The organism is Pseudoalteromonas sp. 0802, from assembly GCF_013350085.1.
Lineage (GTDB): Bacteria > Pseudomonadota > Gammaproteobacteria > Enterobacterales > Alteromonadaceae > Pseudoalteromonas.
Map to the genome: position 1 here is coordinate 1 of NZ_JABVXE010000018.1, position 21,058 is coordinate 21,058.

17 protein-coding genes are annotated in these 21,058 nt (G+C 39.1%); 5 read left to right on the forward strand and 12 right to left on the reverse strand.

Going from position 1 to position 21,058, the window contains the following annotated elements:
- A partial coding sequence (locus tag HUS61_RS17695; RefSeq protein ID WP_175083597.1) for a transposase occupies nucleotides 1-183 on the forward strand: 183 nt, incomplete at its 5' end.
- 204 nt (nucleotides 184-387) lie between these two features.
- On the opposite strand, the gene HUS61_RS17700 is transcribed toward HUS61_RS17695, so the two are convergent.
- From HUS61_RS17700 to HUS61_RS17750, 11 genes are all read right to left on the reverse strand, one after another.
- The gene (locus tag HUS61_RS17700) at nucleotides 388-1,623 is read right to left on the reverse strand and encodes a type II toxin-antitoxin system HipA family toxin (protein WP_175083596.1); all 1,236 of its coding nucleotides are present in this window, start codon (nucleotides 1,621-1,623) and stop codon (nucleotides 388-390) included.
- The gene (locus tag HUS61_RS17705) at nucleotides 1,616-1,891 is read right to left on the reverse strand and encodes a helix-turn-helix transcriptional regulator (protein ID WP_036973834.1); all 276 of its coding nucleotides are present in this window, start codon (nucleotides 1,889-1,891) and stop codon (nucleotides 1,616-1,618) included. The genes HUS61_RS17700 and HUS61_RS17705 overlap by 8 nt, the downstream gene beginning before the upstream one ends.
- Nucleotides 1,892-1,979: 88 nt before the next feature.
- A protein-coding gene (locus HUS61_RS17710) for an IS3 family transposase (RefSeq protein WP_175083595.1) occupies nucleotides 1,980-3,141 on the reverse strand; the annotation gives its coding sequence in 2 pieces (ribosomal slippage) (nucleotides 1,980-2,874 and nucleotides 2,873-3,141; 1,164 coding nt in all).
- Between the two features lie 369 nt (nucleotides 3,142-3,510).
- Nucleotides 3,511-4,977 carry a TIR domain-containing protein gene (locus HUS61_RS17715; protein WP_175083594.1) on the reverse strand — a complete coding sequence of 489 codons (1,467 nt, stop codon included), beginning with the start codon at nucleotides 4,975-4,977 and terminating at the stop codon, nucleotides 3,511-3,513.
- A gap of 96 nt (nucleotides 4,978-5,073) precedes the next feature.
- Nucleotides 5,074-6,201 carry a hypothetical protein gene (locus HUS61_RS17720; RefSeq protein WP_175083593.1) on the reverse strand — a complete coding sequence of 376 codons (1,128 nt, stop codon included), beginning with the start codon at nucleotides 6,199-6,201 and terminating at the stop codon, nucleotides 5,074-5,076.
- Complete coding sequence (locus HUS61_RS17725) at nucleotides 6,194-6,796, reverse strand: pancortin-3 (RefSeq protein WP_175083592.1); 603 nt, start codon at nucleotides 6,794-6,796, stop codon at nucleotides 6,194-6,196. The genes HUS61_RS17720 and HUS61_RS17725 overlap by 8 nt, the downstream gene beginning before the upstream one ends.
- A gap of 44 nt (nucleotides 6,797-6,840) precedes the next feature.
- Nucleotides 6,841-7,455 (reverse strand): hypothetical protein, encoded by a 615-nt coding sequence (locus tag HUS61_RS17730; RefSeq protein ID WP_175083591.1) that lies wholly within the window; start codon nucleotides 7,453-7,455, stop codon nucleotides 6,841-6,843.
- Nucleotides 7,439-7,837 carry a mCpol domain-containing protein gene (locus HUS61_RS17735; protein WP_175083590.1) on the reverse strand — a complete coding sequence of 133 codons (399 nt, stop codon included), beginning with the start codon at nucleotides 7,835-7,837 and terminating at the stop codon, nucleotides 7,439-7,441. Before HUS61_RS17735 ends, HUS61_RS17730 begins: the two co-directional genes overlap by 17 nt.
- Nucleotides 7,838-8,364: 527 nt before the next feature.
- Nucleotides 8,365-9,627, reverse strand: coding sequence for a DUF4041 domain-containing protein (locus HUS61_RS17740; protein WP_175083589.1), 1,263 nt, complete (start codon nucleotides 9,625-9,627; stop codon nucleotides 8,365-8,367).
- Between the two features lie 10 nt (nucleotides 9,628-9,637).
- A complete protein-coding gene (locus HUS61_RS17745; protein WP_175083588.1) occupies nucleotides 9,638-10,993 on the reverse strand; it encodes a DUF4041 domain-containing protein in 1,356 nt (451 codons plus the stop codon).
- A gap of 112 nt (nucleotides 10,994-11,105) precedes the next feature.
- Nucleotides 11,106-11,318, reverse strand: coding sequence for a DUF4113 domain-containing protein (locus HUS61_RS17750; protein WP_175083587.1), 213 nt, complete (start codon nucleotides 11,316-11,318; stop codon nucleotides 11,106-11,108).
- Between the two features lie 179 nt (nucleotides 11,319-11,497).
- On the opposite strand from HUS61_RS17750, the gene HUS61_RS17755 reads away from it, so the two are divergent.
- Both HUS61_RS17755 and HUS61_RS17760 read left to right on the forward strand, forming a co-directional pair.
- Nucleotides 11,498-12,067 carry a hypothetical protein gene (locus HUS61_RS17755; RefSeq protein WP_175083586.1) on the forward strand — a complete coding sequence of 190 codons (570 nt, stop codon included), beginning with the start codon at nucleotides 11,498-11,500 and terminating at the stop codon, nucleotides 12,065-12,067.
- Nucleotides 12,068-12,110: 43 nt separating this feature from the next.
- A protein-coding gene (locus HUS61_RS17760) for an IS3 family transposase (RefSeq protein WP_175083585.1) occupies nucleotides 12,111-13,258 on the forward strand; the annotation gives its coding sequence in 2 pieces (ribosomal slippage) (nucleotides 12,111-12,348 and nucleotides 12,348-13,258; 1,149 coding nt in all).
- 439 nt (nucleotides 13,259-13,697) lie between these two features.
- Here HUS61_RS17760 and HUS61_RS17765 read toward each other — a convergent pair.
- A complete protein-coding gene (locus tag HUS61_RS17765; RefSeq protein ID WP_175083330.1) occupies nucleotides 13,698-14,246 on the reverse strand; it encodes a hypothetical protein in 549 nt (182 codons plus the stop codon).
- A gap of 182 nt (nucleotides 14,247-14,428) precedes the next feature.
- On the opposite strand from HUS61_RS17765, the gene HUS61_RS17770 reads away from it, so the two are divergent.
- Both HUS61_RS17770 and HUS61_RS17775 read left to right on the forward strand, forming a co-directional pair.
- Nucleotides 14,429-16,126, forward strand: coding sequence for a hypothetical protein (locus tag HUS61_RS17770; protein ID WP_175083331.1), 1,698 nt, complete (start codon nucleotides 14,429-14,431; stop codon nucleotides 16,124-16,126).
- 91 nt (nucleotides 16,127-16,217) lie between these two features.
- Nucleotides 16,218-21,058, forward strand: a 4,841-nt coding sequence (locus HUS61_RS17775; protein ID WP_220094687.1) for a conjugal transfer protein TraG N-terminal domain-containing protein, incomplete at its 3' end; no start/stop codon positions are given.

The following is a 21,058-nucleotide window of genomic DNA, read 5'->3' on the forward strand; positions in this document are numbered from 1 at the left end:
ACAACTACTAAAATCTGGAAATCATTTCCTTACCTCAAAAACCAATTTTGGAAAGAGAAAACATTTTGGTCTGATGGATACTTTGTGTGTTCTGTAAGAAATGCTAGTGCAGAGATAATACGAAAAATCTATTCAAGAGTAGGGGTGACACCGATTCATCCCCGCGACATCACTTCGCTCTGATCACGGGGTTTTCTCGGTGAATTTTCGATAAATATAAGCTAAATTATGATGAAGCTGGCACCGAAATTTGTCAGATAAGTCAGCTTTCATACTTTTGGTATGGGCCTTAACAGGCGGCTCCTATTTTAGGCTAAAAATAGTATAGATCTCTCAACTTATCTGACATTTGCAAAATAAGGCATGACAATTTTAATTATCCTGTATTTAAAGCGCCTTAAACTTTTCTATCATATCATTATCAATCTCATTGATTAGATTAGATGACAAACCCAAATGCTTGGCCTCATGCCTAAACGAGCGCGTTGCTTCAAATATTTCTTCAGCCATAGTCATAATCGCTTTTTTTGAAGACAACCCCGACTGAGCAGCTAGCTGATTTAGTACATTCTTTGGTGTTTGGCCATTACCACCAAAAGCCGTCATATGCTCTTTGTAAGGATTTGGGCTGTAAACAATGTCGTAGAAAGGTGATAGCGTCCAAACATCGGAGTCACTGGCAAGAAAACTGAAGTTCTTACTATGATCATCTTGGTTAACAGTTAAATAATTAAACATGCAACGCTTAATGAGCTTCTGAGACTCTGTAACACTGCACATGATGCGCGTAGCTTTTACTAAATCCACATAGTCCAAAGAAGGTTCTCGAAAAGGGGCATCTAATAACCCACAAGCAGAAATCATATGAATTCGACCACCTTGCTCTGTGCAATCAAATCGCTCCTGCTCTAGCCAATATCTTCCATTACCCGCATCAATTAAATCAAACTCAGGAACCTCGATGCCAACATTACGAGCAATTTGCATGTAGCAATATTCAACTATTGATTCAGAGTGCTTCAAGTCAAACTTTTCTGATGTAAGCTTTACTATAAGCTTTGTGCCTTGTACGTCGTCTAATGTTGAATATTGACCATTCGATAAACGCGTAACGTTCATTTTTGGCCTAGCACCACCCGAACCACCCGTTTTCATCAAGTGCTCAAGCAAAGCTGACTCAGTGCCTTCAAATTCTTCAATCGCAGCTCGACCGAGAGTAATAATATCAATTGAATCCTCGGACTCATCAAGTAAATCTAACTCTGGCTCATAGCTCAACGCCCCCATACATCTCTCACCTAGGTAGGCCAAACGCTCTAAAGCGGTAACTGTTTTTGGGTTCTGATTGTTCTGCCTAAATACACGATCCATGAGATAAAGACCCCAACCATCAGGGAGGCTGTCTGCAAAAACTCCATGGATGCCATAATGCGGTTTTCTAGGCGCAACTTGAAGGCTTGTGTCTGCTTTTAAATTGAACGGGGCCAAAGAAGTAGAGTGAGCGTTTAAATACGTCTCGTCAAATTGAAAGAAGCTTTGTTGACTATTTTCAACAAGCTTGCCGACAAGCACCTTTTCACCGGTGCTAAGCTTACGCCTTACGGTTAGGGCAGATTTAAGCATGTCGTAGCACATCCTCTATTGATTTGAATTCAGGCTCACACGACTTTGTTAGCTCTTTCACTTTTTTCAAGTCTCCGACGGTCTCATAAAGCATTAGAAACTGGCGTAATGAGATGTTACCAGATGATTCAAACTTTCGGATCGTCGCATAAGGCACACCAGAGAGATCGGCTAACTTCTGAACACTAAGTTTGTCTTTTTTTCGAGCTGACTTGATAAACTCTTTGAGATCCATCTGCAAATCATAAGCAGTATAAAGGGATAACATACACACCTCCAACTATGTCACTATAGTATCAATTATAACACATAAAATGACCTTGTTTGTTACTATTGTGACACATATGATGTTCTGGTCAACTCCAGCCGGACACTTTTACTTTTCTTAAAGAATTTTCATACTCTACTGGCGACTGATCATTGTTAGCTGAGTGCAGCCTCTCTAAGTTATAATATTTCATATATTCAGCCACATCATTTTTCATGTACTCACAAGTTGGCTGAGGCACTTTCAACAGCCAATCATGTTTTAAACTGCCGAAGAACCTTTCTACTACCGCATTATCCCAACAAGCTCCAACATCTCCCATACTCGCCCTGATATTAAACTGGTTGAGTAGATGCCGATAACGCCTACTCGTATACTGTGAACCTCTATCAGAATGAAACACTAAGCCTTTAGCTGGCTTTCGCAGGTTGTAAGCTTTAACCATTGCTTTGATAACCAGATCCGTAGTCATGCGCTTACCAATATGCCAACCAACTATACGACGTGAATATAAGTCCATTACAATGGCTAAGTACATCCAGCCTTCGCCAGTCTTCAAATAAGTCACATCACCAGCCCAAACTTGGTTAGCGGCAACAGGATTAAAGTTTAAGTTAAGCAAGTTATCTGCAACCGCATCTGAGTGCTTACGTTTGGTTGTTACCTTATATGCGACTCGCTGCTTAACAGTTAAATTGAGCCGCGCCATTAGCTTTCTGGTTCTATAGAACGTTATATTAAAGCCTTCTTTACGTAAGTTCTTACATAACTCACGATAGCCTAAGCTCTCCCTACTTCGTTTAAACAACTTTTTGGCTCTACGGTATAGATGTAATTCATCTGCCGTTATAAGCTGTGTAGGCCGCTCTAGCCATGCGTAATAACTTGAACGACTCACCTGCATAACTGAGCACAATTTAACAATTGGATAAGCTTGGCTATTGTCTTTGACGAACTGGTACTTTACTTCATTTCTTTCGCAAGAAGGCGCTGGCCTTTTTTAAGATCTCTTTCTCCATTTTGAGGTCTTTATTTTCTTTACGCAGCCTTTTCAGCTCAGCTCGCTCATCTTCATTTAAAGCATTACCAGCTTGCTGCTCTTCAAGTTTGGCTTTCCAGTTGTAGATCAGTTTGGTGGTGATCCCTAAAGATGCAGCGGCTTCAGAAACTGAATAACCTTGCTCTGTGACCAAAGCAACAGCTTCTTGCTTAAATTCAGTTGTATAAGTTTTATTTTTTCGTTTTGTCATTTAACACCTCAATACAGGAACATTGTCCCTTATTAAAGTGTCCGGCTCAATTAAACCAGTTCAGGCGAGTGATATTTATAACTCGTAGATGGACAAAAACACGTTAGAGTATTTAATCTGTAACTTCTAAATATGGGGCACAAACTGGCAGGCTATAATGGCGAAGCCGCCAGCCTGATTGTGTCCCAGCCCGCCTGCGGGCGACATGATTTTTTGTTAGCTGTCATTGCTAACCGAAGAAAGAATTGCAGGTAAAATCCATTGTATTAAAAGTCCTTTTCTCTGGGCTTTTCTGCATCTGGGTTTGTGAATAGATAAAAAATAAATACTAGCCACATTGCACCAAATACGCCCAAAGCAGCGGCGCGTTTACGCGTCCGACTGGCTTTGATTGTTAGGCTTATCTTCGACTTTATTTCGATTACGGATAAGGCTTTTCCCTTCTTTACATAGCGCCGAAAACTTATCTTTCTCTTCGTTTTGACTTTTTATTGCTTTTGAGAGCCTATCGTGCGCATATTCAGAAGAGGGTTCTATTTCTAGCCCTTTCCTTAGCCACTTTTCTGACTCGGAATAGAAGCCTTTATTTTTTAGTAAATTACCAACGTTGTGCAAAAGCCATGCTTCTTTTTCTTTGGCAAGCTCATTTGCCTTTTTTAAAGTGAGCATTGCCTTATCATAGAGGTTAAGTTGAAGGCACGTATTGCTAAGATAGCCAAGGTAAGTGACATTTTTCGGATTTCCAGTGCATAGGAAATTTAATAGATACAAAGCTTCTTTATTGCAGTCTTTTTCTTGGAGGAGTCGAGCATATTTGTATACAACCTCTTTATTGTTCGGATATTTAATGTATGCAGAATGAATTACTTCGATAGCCTTATCTAAGTCGTCATCCTCATAGATCTCACTAAGAGCAACTGCAATATCAGGGTTCGTTGCAAATTTCTTATTGCTTAGAAGTGCTATCGCATCCTCCTTTTCATCAATGCTAGTAAGGTAACTTGATTTCAAGACCAATAATCCGGTGTCGTCCTCATATTTTTCTAATGCTCGATTTACCATATCTAGAGCTTGATCGTAATAGTTCTCCCAAGAAAACATCCGAGAAACGATCGATAAAACAGTTTTTGACTCCATATTATCACTAGCCAATTGAAGTAGCTTATCTAAGCCTATAACTTCATCTTCCTTAAAATCTATGTATGCCATCCAGGCATTATCTACCAATAAATCCTCCCCTGTTTTATTTTCCATTGCTACCTTTAGCTTCTTTCTTGCTTCAGAATAATTATCATCAAACAAGTCGGAAAGCCATTCAGAATTAGTTTCTGTATTTTTCTCTTTAGACTCATCAGATTCTTTTTTAATATCTGTTGAAGAAATAATTGGGAGCTTTTTCATGGCTTCACGTATTTGATTACATGCAGGACCTGTTGCTGCCTGAAGCCGACCATCTTCACGATGGGGATTATAAACTCCGGGAGTAATTCCGAGTAAATCTGTAGGAAGGTGAAGATCACATCCATCAGGTCTCACAAAAAATACACGATCTCTACCTAGCGTTCCTGTGAAAAGACCAAACTCAAAAATGACGTTATCACGAACTGTGTTGTGGTCAGAGCCTCTCATTTTCGTTACGTCATCAGGACTAAAAACAAAAACACCAAAGTCCGATTCATCTACGGCTTTGGTGAGTGACTCCATAGTCGTTTGAGACAGATCAAATATACCTTGATCCCATACTGTAGGCTCAGCATCGTGAGTCAAATTTTGCTGAATTGCATATGCAACACTTAATCCTTCTACAGATGAACCGATAAAAATTTTTGGTTTCACAATTTCTCCTTAAGAATTCTCTGAGCCTAACGCCTGCATTTGCGGCTGGTTTGGATCGCAACGGAAAACCAGTCCGTCAACATGCATTTGTTAGGGCTAAAATACAGACTTATTGAGGATGACATTTGCATCATAGCTATGGCTAAAAGGCTTGAGCTCCTCATAAATCGCTTTAGCTAAGTCTGAAATTTCATTTGTAAGAATTTCTAAAGCTTCAGTCTTACTTTCTTCATTAAATATCTTCCGGCTACCATCAGGAACATCGAGAGTATCACGATAAGTTTTTGCAGAGTTAAGAAAGGCTAAATGTGCACGAGCTTTCTCCACAAGTGCCAACTTCATGTAGCTAGGTACATCTAATTCTGTATTCATATGAAATGCGATTGCAGCCAAATCATAGCTACTCAAATTTTTCGCAGTTCTCTTCTTGTAGTCAGGCATATCAGCAATCATGTTCTTCAATAGTCGGATTACAGATTTTAGATTTCCTGAGTACAATGAATCTCTATCATTTATCATTTTGATATGGGTAAATGGATAGTTAAGATAAAATTCATGATCTGCTTTATGATATATTTTAATACCTCGGTCACTTTCTAGACCTGAACGCTGGTATCTTATTGTGTCAAACCAAATGGCTGGAACAATATCAACTTTTCGTCTCAAGCTTCCACCTTCCAAAGAAATTGACTTGTTTCCCGAACTATCGACTTCTGCCTTGGGGAAGTTAATGGGCAGAATACGTTCTGATTTTTCCCTCACATCCTTAGCAATATTAATCAAACCTCTAGTGTCTGTTGCGGGAGAGTATTCATTTGGATTTACTTTAGGAAGTTCAATCTTTACAGGGTTAGTAACAATGATAAGCATATCAACATCAGAATGCCCTTTGATGTGAATATCTAAAGCCACTGAGCCTTGAAGCCGCTTGGTGACAGATTCACCACTATTTAGCAAACTCTTAATAAGACTATCAGCTACTCGATTACCCTCATCAATAGATACATTTGTAGATGCTGGTTCCACAGCGGACATTGCGCCTATCGCATATTTGACACCAGCGACTTCATTCAGGTTTTCAAATGATTCTGATTTCCTGACATCAATCCCACGCTGTATTGCATTATTGGCAGAAAAAGACTCCATAGACTCATAAATAGCTCGTTCACGAGTTCCTTGTCTGCGCTCTTTAAGCGATTTCAACCGTTTTTCAAAGTCAATCATTATTGATCCTTTTTAAAATCATAACACCAAATGTCTTTCTTCCTGCACTATTGAAATAGGAGGCTTTACCAACCGTTAGTTCTTTATTAAACTCAACTTCGCAGTAACCTTTATGAGAATTCAACTCATGGCTCTGCTCTATTTCTGGCTCATTTTTGTAACTATATGAAAGAAGCCAGCCACCTGTTGGACCGAATCGCTTAGAAAGCGTCGCAGTATAACTTTCGCTTTGACTGTTTTTTGTTTTTAGGTGTACTTGGATATTTTTCCAAGTTTGCTCAATTCCAATAGAACCTTCCCAATCGAATTTAGTAGTCCCATCATCATTTAGCGTTTGCCCCTTAAGTTCCCATTCCCCATTTAAGTTTGGAACTTCAAAAAATGAAATTTTCCATACCCATTTATTGAATATCCAATGGAGTAAAAAATATACTACGCCTGTGGTAATTGTTGCTTTTGTAAATGCCTCAATACCACTTAGATTACTAGCGATAGCCAATAGCTGAGCGACTCCACCTGAGAGGGCAATAGATATAAACCCCAACCACCTTCCAATAGCAGACCTATCATGTCCAAATACAGCATAATCATGCATAGCTTTCTCCGTGATTTAACCGTAGCAGCGCCCTATAAGGCTTTCTAGTAAAATGAAACGTCATTATTTGAATCCTTGCTAATCTGAGTTAGTCGAACCCTGCCAATTGTTTTTCGATCAGTGTAATAGTGACCAGAAAGTTCATACATTTTTCCTTTCCCCGAGTCTATAGTCCTTATATCAAATAATGTAGAGCCATTATAAGAAGGCCATCCTGGTGTTTTTGGAGTTGAACGATAGACGTAATATAGCTTCTTTTGTCCCTGCTCAATTGTTGGCGTTGTTTCTAGGGTTATTGATTTAGTCGTTTCGCCATGCATGTCAATTTGAGTTGCAAGTAACGATTGTCGAATCACAGCTTTAGCCGAAATTTTTTTCCCATCTTCTAAAGTGATTTCGCCTTCCCATGTTCCATTTAGGTCAGGAAACATTGATTTATCAAACCAAGCTAAAACAGCCCATATCTTCCGAGATATAAAGGAGGTCAATAGCGATAGAATCAATAAGGAACTTACTATTGAAGATATCGTAATGACCTTAAATAGCGATATATCATGTAGCCAGTATGTTTGTACAAGAGCGTAAATACCCATACTGATGACAACGGTAGCCAGAGCAATGTACTTTAAAAGTAGATCAAACTTAACGATCCTGAACAATTTGGCTATCCTTGCTGTAATCATCTAATGTTGAATACTCATGAAGGCAATTTTTCCCATTGCTCTTAGCTGAAATTAAAGCAATATAGGATTCACGAATACTTGACCCAGACCCAGCGGAAAAAGTAACTCCATCTGGAGATATTTTCCTTATTTCAGAGAATATAGATTTCATTTCAATATCTTGTTTCGTAGACGCCGCGACTCCATCGGCAGCGCAAAAAATGATGTCAAATCCATGTTCCTGAAGCTTAACTGATATTGCCTTTGTAGAAGCCCTAATAGAGCTGCTTAACTCCTCAAGCCCGTTGCAGTCATTACTCAAATAATATGATGTAATTTTTCTACCTACATCATCGCCATCAATAGAAATATATTTCAACTAGAACCTCGGTTGTAAATAGAGTTGGAGCCTAACATTTTAGTATTTTGCGACACGCAGGATGTGTTGCATAATCGCTTGTTGGACTGAGGCATTACCTTCTCGGTGTGTCAGAGGTGGTGTTGTTTATGCTATGGGAATTTGCTTTTTAGAGACATTAGCCAAATCATTTGGTTTGAACAGTGAATCTATTATTAATGAAGCTTTCCCTGCATTGCTCAGCGCTTATTATGTATTCATTACACCTAAATTTGCCTTAATAAGCAATTATATTTTTTACGCTCACAGAGGCCGCTAGCCTGAGCAACTAAGCAGGTTAACGAATTGATTTTAGTCAGCTCTCTTGTTCTGCTTTTGGTAACTGCCGTAGTTCGTTCAAATTCGACTCTAGAGCATTTGCGTTAAGTGGTTTTGGGGCATTTATGAGTTAGAGCCGAAGGACCGCTCTGTGTGAGAGGAAGATGTTGGCAACGCCTTGCTAAGGTGTGAGTAACGCAATACAAAAGCCACCGCACAACAGCTTGCCACTATGTCACTGATAACGTGTCAGTGTCTTTATGCGGCTCCAACTCGAGCTCAAACTCTTCTTGGTAATTGTCGAGTGCCTTAACAACGCTTTGAACATCCACTTTAAAGAACTCCTTGCGATGATTTACTAGGTTGACTCTTTGTTTGCTGAATTCGTTATGTAGAAACTTCTCTAAACTCGGAGCATCTTCCGAATATATGTATGCGTGGACATCAAACAGTTCTGGTACAGAAGCATCTCCGAGTTCTTTGACTCTCTCATCTGGATCTGCTCTTCGAGTCATGCCTATTTTTACCATACCATCTCCAAATGATACCCTATTAGAGATTATATAAACGTAACCTGATCGTGTTTGTTGAGCGAGCGATTGTGCGCGAACTTCTCTTTTCTTCAACACTTCCAGTTCCAATTTGTGCAGCTCGTAGAGTTCCTTTTGCTCATCAGTGCTGGATTCTAGTTTGCTCAACTCCTGCGCAACCAGCTTCTCCATAATCTCACGCTCTTTCCTAGCTTTATTCGCAGCATCAATTATACGCTTTTCTTCTCGCGCTGCTTCTTTCGCGATACGTGCTTCTTCACGTTGTTCTTCTTTGATGTCAGCTTTAATTTGGTTCAATTCATATGTTAGTCGGAGCTCTTTATTCTTTAACCTGAAATAACTTTCAGACAATTGTGTCTTAACTATACGGCCTGAGTTATTTATATCGTCGAATGTTTCTCGGGCGCGTTGAGATAGTCTATAGATGTTGTTCCAATCAACCATTGAAGATGCCGCTTTAAACTCATTATCTAAACAGCGGATCCGGAGTTTTATTTCACGATTGAATAGTTTTGTAGCGCCAGCTTTGCGACCATTAACTCTTACGTCTTTACTCATACTGCAGATACAAGCTGTTTTGTTTTTTACCATTTCCTTTAAGTCTTCTTTAACTTGAGCAAGTTCTGCTTCAATTTTTCTGACTTCTTTCGTTTCCGATATAAATGCGTAAGAAGTAACATCAGAGGTACCCACGCCAAGGTTGTACAATGAAAGCTTTTTTTTGTTGTCACGTAGCCTGCTGAATGTCTTCCTGTACTTTATCTGTAAGTCTGAATATTTCTCTTTAATTTGTTTTAGCTTGTCTTCTGCTCTCGATACTGGGAAGTAAGCATCTCTAACTTTCTTACCATCTGCTTCGGCCATTTCAAGCGCTGCGCATGATTTCCTCCACAAGAAAAATGCACCTAATGCACAAATGAATAATATAATTGTTATGAGCATGGTTATATCCTTATATTGATGCTGGAAATGACCCAGTTAGGTTTTCGTGCGATTGCTTGTTCATTGCTTCACGAATCAAAATACTTTCTCTGTATTCTTTGGCTTCTACATCAAAGTACCAGTCGCTTGACACATTCAGTTCGTCCATTGCAGCTTTTACTTCCTGGGGGCTTACCTTGAAAAACTCCTTTCGACTGTTTTCCACATTCACTCTTTGTTCGTCAAACTTTCTATGAAGTTTCTTCTCTATTTCTGGAGCATTCTGTACAAATGCCATCGTGTGCACATCGAATTTAAACGGTACGCTTGCGTCACCGAGTTCATTAATGCGATCCATCGGTTCGAGCCTTCGAGTCATTCCGATTTTAACAACACCCTCTCCAAAACTACCTAGGTTTGAAATGACATATATGTAGCCAACCTTTGTGATCTGTGCTTGCGAGGTTGCGCGTTGAAATTTGTTTTCTAACTTGGCAATTTCAGATTTCATCTTTTGGATTTTTTCTTCCATGGCTTTAGCGCTTGCCCCGTGGAGTTTTAAAGCTAAGGCTTGGGCTTTTTTCAGATCAGAGCTCCGATAAGATATTTCGTCTTCAAGGTCATCGGTTTCATCTTCGGATTGATTATTTTGCTCACGGAGGATAGCTTGTTGTTTTATCCTCTCCGCTTTCTGTCTTTCTCTGTATAAGAGTTCTCGATGCCAAGCGTTTAACTCATCGATTTTCAGATTAAAGAATTCTGCTGAGATGGTTACATTAGCCGTCTCGCCCAGTTTACCAAGTTGTTCGTTTACACGATGTAGTTTATTAACTGCCGTATTGTAAGTTGAATGGCGCATTGTTTTCCGTATGGCATCAAATTCTGCATTGAATGCTTTGAGCGAAAGGTACCGGTAATCTTCGACCATTCGCGCACCAGTTTTTTCGCAGCCAAACCACTCCCATTTTGAGTATGCGTCTGTTGCCAAGCCTCTGCTTATAGCACGGTACTGATCCGCATAACATTTATTGATTTGAGCTTTAAGCTCTTCTCTGTCATCAAAGCGATAAACAGGTGGAAGCAATCCAACTTCGATGTATTCTCTCTCTTGCTCAAGCTTAGAATTAGTTTCCTCGAGAGTTTTAAAGCTTTCTTGGCCAGACGTTATTTTCTTTTCAATTTCATCAAACTCGTCTTCAAGCTTGGAAACCTGACTCTCAACAGATTCCTTTTCAAGGTTTTCCTTTTGACGCTGAGTTTCAGCAATTTGCTCAATTCGTTTCGTGTGATTAGATTTCGCTTTGATGGCGAGAACAATTATGGCTCCGCAAAATAACGCCCATAGGTAAGCGTGTATGTCTATTCCCTCAATCATATTTCCCTTCATTTTATTATGCTTTTGGATTACCTTATCTTTTGTATGGAATATGTTCAACACTACCTCTGAATAGTAATTCCTCTGGTTGGTCTGTTATGTATTCTCGGTGACTTTCTTTAATTCAACATAAAACCCTCGGAGTATCACGCCACTGAGTTGTATATCGAGGACTTAAAAGCTCACGGCGCATTGTCCACCTTTTGCTTTGCTGTTCGCTGGCTAGTCTTATTGTACCTTTACCGAATTGTTGATTGATCATGTCGATGCTACACATTAGCTCTTTGTTGTACGAGTTTCGCTCAAAGCCACCCATAGAATATTTACCGTAACTCATATAGGGGCATATACATAACCCGCCTCTGGACAGAAACGTGTCAGGGATTTTTCTAAATTAGTAACACACAGATAGCAATACGTATTGCAACTTAAAATGTGGTGCCAAAATATCCTTGTCTACTGCAGTTATATTCGGAAATGGATGGTCAAAGAGAAAAAGTTCGGTAAGATCCCTAAGTGTATGGTTGGATATCTGGTGGAATTTTGGATTTACTACTAACTGAAGATTTAGAATTAAATGTTCGAATTACCGAAGGTGAGTACTGCAAACTTAAGATTGAGTACGGAAAGATCCCTATGCTATCTCATGTTAGTAAGCATTCGTATTTTTATGAAAATAATGAAGATGTTATTCAGGTAGAGGGTTTCACTGAACAGTTAGCTCCAAAGTATCTTTTGTCAGAAGCTATGAATTCTAGATCGCACTCATCCAAATTGTTTCGATACATTTATTCAGGTAAAGCAGAAACAACTAAACTAAAAAAAGTATATTTCACATTCCCTGAACTAGCAGCGTATTTCAACAACGAAATCTCAAGAAATCTAGAGCAGAATGGTGACCTAAGTGGAAATGTCACTATAGAGCCGATGGAAGCCACAGTATTGAAAGGTGGCCAAACTATAAAGGTTGGATTACATCAATACTATCTACTCTCTAACACATCAACCAATGATGGCTTTCAGTTCACAAGCTCCATGACTCTGGTTTTTGAATTTGAAAATGCTGGACTTCCCAGAGTTTGCTAGACACCCAATGAGTTACATTGTAACTTCTAATTAGAGGTGTTTTATGAGCAAAGGCAAACGGTATACCCAAGAATTTAAAATAGAAGCTGTTAAACAAATTACTGAACGTGGTTATTCAGTTGCTGAAGTATCAGAACGATTAGGTATTTGTACTAAAACCTTATATCACTGGCGCAGCCAGCTATCAGATAAACCTAAATCGGTTAAGTCATCAGAAGAACAACTTAGGATCGCTAAACTTGAGGCTGAATTGAAACGTGTCACGGAGGAGCGGGATATTCTAAAAAAGGCCGCAAGGTACTTTGCCAGCAACCCCGAGTAAAGTACGGCTTCATCCGAGATCACCAAGATGAGTTTTCCATTACTACGATGTGCCGCCTTTTTAAGCTGCATCGCAGTGGTTTTTATGCGTGGTTAAAAAAGCCTGTAAGTGATAGAGCGCTTGAAGATAGTCGCTTGCTTAAGCTTATTAAAGAGTTTTACGTTGCCAGTGGTGGCACTTACGGCAGTCCTTGGATACACGCAGATTTACGTGAAGCCGGTGAGCAATGTAGTGTTAATCGAGTAGCTAAGATCATGCGTCAACATAAGCTCAAAGCGCAAATAGGTTATAAACGTCGCCATATTAAAAGTGGTAAAACATCACGCATTGCAGATAACTTGTTAGCTCGTCAGTTTAATCCTCCTGAGCCGAATCAAACTTGGGTAAGTGATATTACTTATGTGAGAACCTATGAAGGCTTCTTGTATGTAGCAACTGTCATGGATTTATTCTCTAGGCGCATAGTAGGCTGGTCGATGGATAAAAACATGGACAAGCACTTAGTGATTAAAGCATTGCTCATGGCAGTTTATCAGCGCCAACCCAAAACTGACGTATTGGTACATAGTGATCAAGGAAGCCAATATGGTAGTGCTGATTACTTAGCCTTTATGAAAGAACATAACCTTGTACCTTCCATGAGTCGAGCTGGGAATTGTCACGATAATGCAGTTGCTGAAAGCTTTTTTGCAACGATTAAAAAGCAGATAATTAAAAGGAAGATTTACTCAACACGCAATGATGCGAAAGCAGAGATATTTAATTTTATAGAAATGTTTTACAATCCGAAAAAACGTCACTCGCATACAGGCGGTGTTTCACCTGCTAAATTTGAGGAAGCGTATTTTTCTGAGTTAGAAACTGTCTAGTGAAAGCTGGGAAGTCCAGTTACCTTATAAATCAGACAATCGCCAAATTTTAATGTAGTGCTTATAACATGTTTATAGCGAGCTAATCGCGCGTTTTTCTACCACAGCGTAGCTCGTTTTTCTTATTAGATTACTTCTAACAAACTTGTTAACTAATTACCAGTGTTATTAAAATTTAGGAGTTCTCGCTTTTACCTCAGGATAAAAACGAGCGATTGGGTCGTTTTTCTGACTATGCAAGAAATATTTTTTGACAAAATAGAAAAGCAATTGCGGACGTTCGAAGCCCGCTTTTTTGAGAAATTCGCCAAACACGTCTTGGGGCAGGTATGAGTTACGCTTGAAGGGCTGCTATTTAACAAAAAAGTCCATTAGTTCTTAATCACAAGTGTTCAGAACCACGTTCTAGAAAATAGGTGTTAAAGTATTAAAAGATTTCCTATAAATTACATTCGTTTATTAATAACTGACTTATAGAGCCAGACTCTTTTGATAGTTTTAGGAGCTCATTATCCTTTGAAGGTGCTGCTGAATCGTTAAGTTCTGAGTTAGAGAGAATGTTCTCGATTTCTAAAGAGTTTGATGAGAATATATGGCAAAATTCAATTATCTTATCGTTTTCCAATTCTCCGATATCTTTCTTGCTCTTCAGGTATAATTTATAGTTATCCATTACGACCTCTAAAGCAGCATGATCATAGCGTATGGTAGCTATTACTTCACTATCTTCGATTTTATAGCCAACAATACTTACCGATATCGGACGTAAAATGCGGGCCTTCTCGCTATAACTTGATACACCTGCTTGTGAATTATTAACAATGAAATAAGCGCCTTGCTTTTGAGCAGCTTCTTTATATATTAAATCTGCAATGTTGTACTCATTAACTGTGAGACCGATAGTTTTAAACTTGATAACTCTCACAGTATCAGCTGCATGAGCAGTATGGCTCAATACTAAAATGACTAGTAAAAACACAAATTTCATAAATCCCCCTCCAAAGTGAAAAGTATAATTTATTGAATACAGGTTTGTGAAAATATAAGAAACACAATGACATTTTTTCATAACTCATTGTAAATAGATGATATTTAGTTTGGTTTTTAACCGCTGCACGAAATGAAATTTATGAAATGATTAATACAGTTTTGTCCTTGGAGGTCGTTTTAATGAATTTATTGAAAGCGCTAGCAAATGGGGTTTTTATGCTGACTGCATTCCATGCGTTCGGGAGTGCTTATGGTGCAGAAAAAGTTAGTGTCAATTTAACGCTCAGTAACACCACTGATTACGATGCACAAGTAATCGAGCATCTACTTCAAAAAAAAGCTGTGGAGCAACTAAAAGTAAACCTCAACACGAATGTTATAAGTGGCAATAAATTATTGCCAAATGTAAGGCTAAAACTTAAAGAGCTAAACTTAAAGCAAGAGCAAAGCACCCTTAATGCAACAGCTACTTTTGAGTTAACTGAAGGTCAAGAGTTAATTGCTAACGAGAATACTATTAGGATTTATGACGAAGTATTTCTGTTTAATGGCATCGAAACAAAACAATCATCATTGAAAAAAAGACTTAATGAAAAGGTGTTTGAATATAAATTCTTTGCTGATATCCAAAGCAAATTATCTAACCTAGTGACAATATCAGACTATAAAATCAAAGAACCTCAAATTAGTGAAGGCCAAGTGATTTATGGTGGCCTTAAGCTCTCAGAAGTAATGAACATCCGCGCTTTAGTTGCAGCCCGAAGTTACTCTCGCAAAGGTATCTCAAATGGAGTAAATATTCGAAATGAAGAGTGTACACAGCTTGATTCAAATCTGTTAGATGTAAACCCTAAATTTCCATCGATTGGAAAAGCTGCACACTGGCCAGAATTTAAAGTAGGTGTATCGATGCTAACACTCCAGCTCTTAACTGGGTTATCTCCAAAAGTTTTAGAAATGGATTTTACTAAAAACTTACTACTATCCGAATTGCAAAAGTCTAGAGCGAGGGTAAAAGATTACGATAGTGACATATTACCTTATTCAAATATGTGGGATGCATACAGAGAAAGCATAGAGAACTTCAAAAATGTATTAAATGGGCAGATGTCCAATTTATCTGAAGAATATATGGGGAAGATTGAGGCATCACCTTTCCGTCAATATCCGTTTGCAGATGTTAAGCAAGTTGCAATGCACCTTAGTTTTGATGAGTTAATTAGTGACGAGGGCTTTGATGGCTTTGAGTTCAATGATTGGTTTTGGGGTCCGAAAAACCACTATGGAGTACAGAGCAACTATATTAATCGCGTAGATGATATATCGAGAGGTAAACCTTACTTTTTTCTTGTGATAGAAGTTTCAGGTGTTAAATTCTATCGATCTGTCCTAGATGTTAATTTTATTCATAACAAGCATAGTTCTGCAAAAGTAAATTTAATTCCAATAGATGTTTTGTCATTTTTACCAGGGTCAGAGTTTAATATCTTTAATCGAACAGACTACCGTCAGTTGTGGCTAAAATCTTTGGAACAAGTATCCGTGACTGATGGTTCAATGAGTAATCGAGCAGTCAATATACTTCCAAAAGAAACAATTGATTGTTTGCCCGATACGTTTGCTTTTGATGTAACACTAAGTGAGTTGTTTGCTTTTAGAAAGGGACAGACTGCATTACTCGACGGTGACTTTAACCCGGTAAAAAATTCACATGGAGACTACGTTGTTAATCAGAATGGTTTTCTAGGTTTAATGTCTACAGAAGAGCCCGCCTTTCCCATATCTGTCAGCATGCTGGGTAACTCGATAAATATTAGCTACTACAAAGACCATAAAATTGGGGATATAAGCGTTTATTTTGAGAAAAAGGTATTTTAATCAAAAAATACTGAAATTCAGTTGAAAATCACGCTTTTAAAATTTTTTTCAATTTTAAGATTAAGCCAGACTCAATATTCTGGCTTTTTTTATGGATTTTACAATTTACTCAATCGGTGAAACAGCGTTCATGTATGAGGTTCTAATGGGCCTTCGAAGAATGTTTGATTTTGGCTTTTCATCTTTGCATATTTTGATTGGTGCTACAGCTCTACTATCACTGATGACTCTTGTAGTAAAAAGTTGGATCAACCCAAACTCTAACCCAGTACTATCTTGGTTTATTGGGCTTTGCATGTTCATGGTCTTGTGTGGTCCATTTTCTAAAGTAGATGTTGTTATTGAGTCGGTAAGAACAGGAGATGTGTATTATGTGAATGATGCACCTGGCATAGCAGCTGTTATTGCAATGATGACCTCAGGAATGTATGGGCTTTCACGAGATTATGAAGATTCATTCGCCTCACCGGATGGTTATCAGGCTGGTCAATTTCTCGATCCGATGAGAGCGCTAGTGGCGCTTGATAAATTTGGATATATGGGCTCTGAAGAACTAGATTCAGGCGTTAATGCCCAAAGGTACAGAATCAAAACATCTACAATGAACTACCTTCAAGACTGTGTAATTTGGGATCTTCAAGTTGGTGGCAATGACGCTGAGCTAAATGCTGACAAAATAAAAAATGCCCCAATGGAAAACTTTCTTGAGTCTATAAGAATTAATACACCATCAAGAAGCACTTATATTCAAATAGACACTCCTGCCATGGAGCTATTAACATGCCCAAACGCATACTTGAAGCTCAAAAGTTACTTTGATAGCTCAAGTTTCAGAGAGATGACTGACAGGTTTTTGCAGAAAGAAAATGTAAAACCACAAGATGTTGAAGCCGGTGCAGAATCGATTTCTGCATTAAGCGCGACAATGAATGCATACCATTTAGCGACGGGAAGGTATTTATCAAATGTTTTTGCTGAAGCTGCTGCAAAAAGTGGGGATATGCAAGGGCTCCGCTCTGAACTTACTTTAATAGAAACAAAGTCTCAGCGACATTACCAAATGGCCGCGGATAGAAACCTAGCTTTGGAGCTATCAATTGGTTTTGCAACCTTCATTGAGGCCTTTGTGTTTTTCTTGATCCCAGTTATTGCAATCATGCTTGTAATGGGTGCTGAAGCTATGAAATCAGCTGCTATGTTCTTTGGGGTAACTGTGTGGGTTAACTTGTGGCCGGTAACCATGAGTGCGGTTAACCTTTTTACTTTACTTGCTATTCAAGGTCGATTCACATCAGTGTCAGCTGGTGGCGGTGGTGTAAGTGCAATCACATTTGGTATGTGGGGGCATAGCATGTCAACAATCGAATCATTTATTGCAGTGGCAAGTAGTTTGGCTGCTGCAGTACCTATGCTCACTTTATATATACTGCATAGGGGTGTTCACACCATGATGGGTGTATCTAATAAGACGTCTCCTGATACAAATATTGATTCAAAGAAATTGTCACCTGATGTCACAACATCTGCAAATGGAGGTAAAGCAAGTCAAGGTGATACTACTATGCAAGCCAGTGATGTTCATTCCTCATATGGGCAATGGAGCCAAGCTCAACTGAATGGTGGACAACGAAATGATGTAAGTATTAATCCGGGTGGCGCAGGACCAGCCTCGGGTTACCTTAAACAGTCATCAGCTGAGTTGTCAGCGATTGGCTCTAGAAATACTCAATTGGCAAATACTGAAGCCGCTAGCCAAACATTACAAAAAACTGCCACTGATAGTAAATCTGCTACTTTAGATTCAATCAAAGGGTATAAACAAGGAGAGTCGTTTGAGAGTGTGGATACTTCACAATTATCAGAGGACGAAGCTTTCTTAGCGGCACAAACCGCAGCATATGCAACTGAAAATAACATGAGTTTATCTGATGCATATGATCACGTACTACAGGGCTCCGCAAGCATGGTAGCAAAGGGGGCTCCATCAATAGCAGGGTTTGGTTTAGGTGCTGATGCGAAAGCAGCGATCACAGCAAAAGCGGCATCACAAAAGCAAGTAGGCGCCTCAGAAAGATTGTCAGAGGACGAACGTGCACAAGTTTCTGAATCGATAAAAGCAAACTGGGGGAATGCAGTAAAAATGGCTCAATCATCGAGCAGTGATAACTCAGTTGCAAGTAAAGAGGCGGTTTCCCGACAGGAAGCTGTTACAAATGCTCATACAAATATGCTTCAAGCTCAAGCCCTTGAAGCTGAGGGGAATACAGCTAGCTCCGCTTCAAAAGTAATGACTCAAATGAATGCAGGTGAGGTTCAAAACTCAACCACAGGAGCAAATAAAGCATCAATCGGCTCAATTGTTTCAACACTTTCAGATGAGCAGCAGCATGTTCTTTTAGGTAGTTTGATTGGTGATGAAGGCTTAAATAGTTTATCTGGTGACAAGAGAAGTGCTTTAATTTCTGAGCTTGGAGACAGGTTCGACTACCACAAAGAGCAGGTAAATAAAGGTGATAACGCGAGATTACCAGAAAGCCAAAAAAATAATATTGCTTTGGCCAATACGGTTACTGATGCAATCGCAAGAATGTCTGGAAATACTGAAGTGCTGTCTACAGATCATAATGGTAACCAACTTCCTCTTTCAACTGGAGTTACAGCACTAAAACAAGCTAATACCGAAAGAGGAGCTTCTGCAGGCTTAATGAGGGAGCTAGGTGAAACATTACAAGCGCCAAGCCTAATTTCACTTAGTGACCAATTGAATGGATATAAACCGAGTGATAATTCACATATTCCAAAACCTGAAGATAATACTGGCATAGACACCAACACTTTAAGTAATGATGTAAATAGTGGCATAAAGACTGATCCAACAAACATGTTCAATAATGAGCGTAATGCACAAGCATTTGCTGAACACAAAGAGCAATCTCAAAACGAGGTTAGTAGTAGAGGCGCATCTGGTACAGGTGCTGTTAAAGCTAAGGGTGAGGATGTTGTTTCTGAGTCAGAAGATAAAAATGCAAATAATCTAGCGCATGCATTTGGAGCATTAAAAGTATTAGGCTCAGAATCTAATGAATTATCTGGAGGTGTAGTTAGTTCTATTGGCTCACTATTCACCTCTTCAGTGGGTGAGGCTGTTACGGATGAGTTTAAGAAGTCTGGTAATGGTGAAGGTATTAATTCGAATCTAATTGAAATGGGTTTTGGTGTTTTATCAAACAATACACCAGAAGCTATTAGAAACTTACTAACTAGCGCAGCAAATGGTGAAGGTTCGATTATTAATGGTGAGCGCTTATCTCCAAATGAAACACTAATGTATGCTGGGGCTGTTCAAACAGCAATGCGCCCTGAGTCTCAAGCTGCCTTCAATGAAAGTTTAAATTCAAACTCAGCTCTTCTTGCTTCAACGCTACCTAATAACCCTTACAGAAATGCTCAAGAAAATATCTCAGCTGTACAGGAGATGAGAGAGAATGAATCAATTAATAATGCCCTGAAGAGTAGTGAGTTAATTGCGGCATACTCAGCATTGGCAAACCTTGATGATGGTCAAATTGAGGACGTAATTGCAGCCACGAAAGGAGATGATAGTTTCTTAGGTATTAATGATGCTAAATACGCTCGTCATTTAGAAGCGCTAAATGAGTTATCCCCACAGTTAGGTTTAGAACCTCAGTACAACCCATCAAGGTATAAAGATGAGCCAAGTCCAAAAGGTAGTTTGGAATCAGTAAACTACGACTCTCAAGCTAGCTCAATGGTTGGGTTTGCTGGATTAAATGAGAGAGAAAATTTAGATCGAACTGAAAACAGATCGAAACCTAGTGGCCAAGGTCTTGTTGATGGTATTACCAAAGGAAATTATGACCAAGATGCCAAAGAGATAGCTAAATATGCATTAGCAAACTTTAATGCAACTGGTGATACATCAGGAGTTAGCTTTAAGGAACTTAATGATCGAAATTTAGATAATTTTAAATCAGCACAAGTTTCTAGTCGAGAATTTAGTATTCCTGACTTTACTAACATCACCCCTGAAGCAATGGAAGATCTGAATAAGATGAGGGATGCACTTTTAATTGCAGGTAAAGATAGCGAGGCAGAAACACTAACAAATACAATTGCTTCTATTACTTCAGATGAGCAAACTAAAAATGGGTATGAATCAAGTGCATCTAAGGAGCATGAAAGCCAAGTAATTAATAACGCAATTCACTCAGAAGGTGTTTCTAGTAAAGCGAAGGAGTTTGCCGCGAACGCCCTTTATGGCACAAGCGATACTCCAAGAAATCTTTCTCATGATGACATGAGAGATCTACTTACAATAAACAACTTACTAAGCACAGCTCCAGAAGCACAAAGAACATTAAGTGAAGCGATCACAACTGCCTTCACACCGGATTATAGTGATGCCGGTATTAAAGAAGCAAATCCACCTGTAAACAGTCTTAATTCAAGCGAAGCTTCAGTGCCGCAACTGTCTGTAAATGAAAGTGATTATGATAAGAGCTCTGTCACACAACAGAATTCACTGAGCGAAACACCAAAAAGCTCATCAGTTGATAATAACCGTGGTGAAGCAATAGAAGAAACCCCTATCAAGCCAAGTGAGGTAAATAGTGGGGTTAACAGTACTGGTAAAGATGAAAGTGGGAATGTTTTATCTAAAGAGGCATCAATTGCAGGCAATGATTCAAGGGATCGTATTGATACCTACCAATATTCTGGCACAAAAGATGATTCTTATCCGAATACCACAGATTCAGGTCGTTCTTTAGTGGGCACACAACCAGAAAACCTTCAGGCCTCGGTAAATACTGGTGGTACATTAAATAGTGAGAGTGGTTCTATTGGCAGCACCACTAGTCCAGAGTTGCAAAGCAGCCCTGTGAGTCCAGACCAATCAGAAAACCTTCAGGC